Here is a 3408-nt window from a genome sequence, read left to right as displayed (position 1 = left end):
TCCATGGCGCTCATCGCGCGCCCCGCCGCCGTCTGCGCGGCGTGCACGTCGCCCATCAGCGCGTGCCCGCGCGCCTCCGCCGCGTGGAACATCGACTCCGCGCGGGGGGTCACGCGCCCCCGCGCGCCCTCCTGCGCCGCGCGCGCCAACTGCGCGATCTCCCGCGGGTTTCCGAGCTGTGCGGCCAGGTGGCTCATGGAGGCGGCGAGCACGTACCCGCCGTATCCGCGGTCCCCGGCCGCCTGCGCCAGCCGCAGCGCCTGGATGTAGTAGCGCTGGGCGAGGCCCGGCTGCCCGGTGTCGACGGCCATGTACCCGGCGAGTTCGGTCAGCCGCGCGACCGCCGCGAACAGGTCGCGCCCCACGGCCTCGCGGTACGACCCCGCCAGCAGCCCCGAGACGACGCTGTTGAGGTAGTGGACCACGACCGGGCGTACGTGCCCGCTGCCGTACTGGTGGTCCAGGTCCACCAGCGCCTGCGTCATGGACCGCACGGCCGCCACGTCGGACTGGCCCACGCGGGGCCCGGCGGAGCGCGCCACCTGCCCGTCGGGCGCGGAGATCAGCCAGTCGCGGCTGGGCTCCACCAGCGCGGAGGCGGCGACGGAGGACCCGGACAGGAAGTCCCGCCGGCCCACGTCACTGCGCCACAGCTCGCAGACCTGCTCGATGGCTCCCAGTACCGTCGGCGAGAACTGGAGGCCGACACCCGAGGCGAGGTTCTTGCCGTTGGCCATGCCGATCTCGTCGATCGTGACCGTACGGCCCAGTTTGCGGCCCAGTGCCTCAGCGATGATCGCCGGTGCCCGGCCCCGCGGCTGCTGCCCGCGCAGCCAGCGCGCCACCGACGTCTTGTCGTAGCGCAGGTCGAGGCCGTGCTCGGCGCCGCACATGTTGACCCTGCGGGCCAGCCCGGCGTTGGAGCATCCGGCTTCCTGGATGAGCGCCTGCAGCCGTTCGTTCGGCTGCCGCGCGACGAGAGGCCTTGCGGCCATGGCGTACCCCCTGAGGCTGCGGTGCCCTGCCACGCACCGAGTTGACGTGTCTTCCGCGGCCGTACGTCTCGCGTCCCGGCGATAGATGCGGCCGGGAAGATCAATGCCCCGCCGAAGTACCGACAATGCGGGACATGTGAGGATTGCCGGGGTAACGGCGGATGCCGGCCCCCCTCCTGGTTACCCACCGGGGACGCGGATCCTCCCGCGCGCCCCCGTGGATGCACCCATGCGCCCCGAACACGGAACCGGTGCTCCTCCCCCGCGCATGCGCACGGGCGTAACCCCTGGTGACGGCCGTAGTTGTGTTCATCGTGGAAGAGACGATCGCGGGCGCCGACGCCGTACAGATCCCGAAGCAGCGCGGGGAATCGCTGCTGGACACCGCAGTCCGCTACGCCGAGGAGCGGCACTGGGACGTGTTCCCGGGCACCTGGCTGGAGTCCGTCGAGGGGGTGCAGCGCTGCTCGTGCGGTGACGCCGCGTGCCCGGCGCCCGGCGCGCACCCGGCCCGCCCGGACTGGGCGGCCCAGGCGACCGGCAGCGCCACCGTCGCCCGCCGGATGTGGCAGAAGCAGCCGGACGCGTCGATCCTGCTGCCCACCGGGCGGACGTTCGACGCGGTCTCCGTGCCGGAGACGGCGGGGTTCCTGGCGCTCGCGCGGATGGAGCGGATGGAGCTGACGCTGGGGCCGGTCACGGTGACGCCGGACCGGCGGACGGAGTTCTTCGTGCTGCCGGGGGCCTCGGCGAAGGTGCCGGACCTGCTGCGCAGGCTGGGGTGGTCGTCGTCGTCGCTCGACCTGGTGGTCCTCGGGGAGGGGGCGTACGTTGCCGCGCCGCCCACGCGGGTCGGGTGCCGGGGGGCCGTGCAGTGGGCCTGCCGGCCCACGGCGGTGAACCGGTGGTTGCCGGATGTGGAGGAGCTGGTCTCGCCGTTGGCCTATGCGTGCGGCCGGGACCGGTAGGGCGCCTGTTGATGTACGTGGTTTCTGCTCGTGGGCGACTGCGGCCGCGTCGTGGCTGATCGCGCCCACGCGGCGGAGCCGCATGTCGACGCGGTCCCGCCCCCCTTGAGGATGTTGCGCTCCCCGTAGCCTTCATCGCTGACGGAGGGAGACATGGTGGATGGCAGTGCCGTAAGTGTGCGGGGGCTCTGGAAGCGGTTCGGGGAGCAGGTCGCGGTCGGGGGGATCGATCTGGAGCTGCCCGCGGGGCGGTTCATCGGGCTGGTCGGTCCCAACGGGGCCGGGAAGACCACCACCTTGTCCATGGTGACCGGGCTGCTGCGGCCCGATCAGGGCACCGTCGAGATCGTCGGGCACGACGTGTGGCGGGACCCGGTGGAGGTCAAGGCACGGATCGGGGTGCTGCCGGAGGGGCTGCGGCTGTTCGAGCGGCTGTCGGGGCGTGAACTGCTCGCGTACACAGGGCGGTTGCGGGGGCTGCCCGGTGACGAGGTCGACAAGCGGGCCACGCAGCTGCTCGACGTCCTCGATCTGTCCGGTGCCCAGCACAAGCTCGTCGTCGACTACTCGACCGGCATGCGCAAGAAGATCGGGCTCGCCGCCGCCCTGCTGCACAATCCCGAAGTCCTCTTCCTGGACGAGCCCTTCGAGGGTGTCGACCCGGTCTCCGCGCAGACCATCCGGGGTGTTCTGGAGCGGTACACGGCGTCCGGCGCCACGGTCGTCTTCTCTTCCCACGTCATGGAGCTCGTCGAGTCGCTGTGCGACTGGGTGGCCGTGATGGCCGCCGGCCGGATCCGCGCCCACGGTCCGCTCGCCGAGGTGCGCGGGGACGCGCCCTCGCTGCAACGGGCGTTCCTGGAACTGGTCGGGGCGGACGGCCGGGACGCCGGTTCGGATCTGGACTGGCTGGGCGGGGGTTCCCGGTGAGCGCCGTGGGCACTCCCGCCGCCCTCACCTCCGTCTTCGTCCGGCTGAAACTGTCCCTGCTGCGCAACGGGCTGCGGCAGTCCGGCGGGCGGAAGGCGGCGTACATCGCCTCCGCCGTCGTCGCCCTGCTGTTCGCCGCGCTGCAACTGCTCGGGCTGATCGTGCTGCGCGGCACCGGTCACGTCGAGTCGCTGGTGGTGCTGCTCGTGGCGGTGCTGGGCCTCGGCTGGGCGGTGATGCCGCTGTTCTTCCCCGGGGGCGACGAGACCCTCGACCCGACCCGGCTGGTGATGCTGCCGCTGCGGCCGCGGCCGCTGGTGCGGGCCCTGCTGGTGTCCTCGCTGGTCGGTATCGGGCCGCTGTTCACGCTGTGCCTGCTCACCGGTTCCGTGGGCGCCGTCGCGCACGGCGGGGCGGCGTTCGCCGTGGGCGCCCTCGCCGTGCCGCTGGCGCTGCTGGTGTGCGTGGCGCTCGCGCGGGCGGTGGCCGCCGCCAACGTGCGGCTGCTCACCAGC

3 protein-coding genes and 1 pseudogene are annotated in these 3408 nt (G+C 72.9%); 3 read left to right on the top strand and 1 reads right to left on the bottom strand.

Going from position 1 to position 3408, the window contains the following annotated elements:
* Window positions 1-995 (bottom strand): transcriptional regulator (locus tag B7767_RS08225; RefSeq protein ID WP_085571589.1); only part of this gene is annotated, 995 nt, incomplete at its 3' end.
* A gap of 305 nt (window positions 996-1300) precedes the next feature.
* On the opposite strand from B7767_RS08225, the gene B7767_RS08220 reads away from it, so the two are divergent.
* The 3 genes and pseudogenes from B7767_RS08220 to B7767_RS08210 all read left to right on the top strand — a co-directional run.
* The gene (locus B7767_RS08220; protein WP_107485904.1) at window positions 1301-1963 is read left to right on the top strand and encodes a bifunctional DNA primase/polymerase; all 663 of its coding nucleotides are present in this window, start codon (window positions 1301-1303) and stop codon (window positions 1961-1963) included.
* A 153-nt stretch (window positions 1964-2116) separates the two neighbouring features.
* Entirely contained in the window at window positions 2117-2893 is a 777-nt protein-coding gene (locus B7767_RS08215) for an ABC transporter ATP-binding protein (RefSeq protein ID WP_179167069.1), read from the top strand.
* A 5-nt stretch (window positions 2894-2898) separates the two neighbouring features.
* A pseudogene (locus tag B7767_RS08210) lies at window positions 2899-3408 on the top strand (transporter); the annotation flags it as partial.

This window comes from Streptomyces sp. 13-12-16 (assembly GCF_002114215.1).
In the GTDB taxonomy this organism is placed as follows: Bacteria; Actinomycetota; Actinomycetes; order Streptomycetales; family Streptomycetaceae; genus Streptomyces.
This window is presented reverse-complemented; position numbering and strand designations above follow the sequence as displayed.

What these genes read in the sequence shown, in the direction of transcription:
- B7767_RS08215 (WP_179167069.1), top strand. Translation starts at nt 2,117, where the DNA reads ATGGTGGATGGCAGTGCCGTAAGTGTGCGGGGGCTCTGGAAGCGGTTC.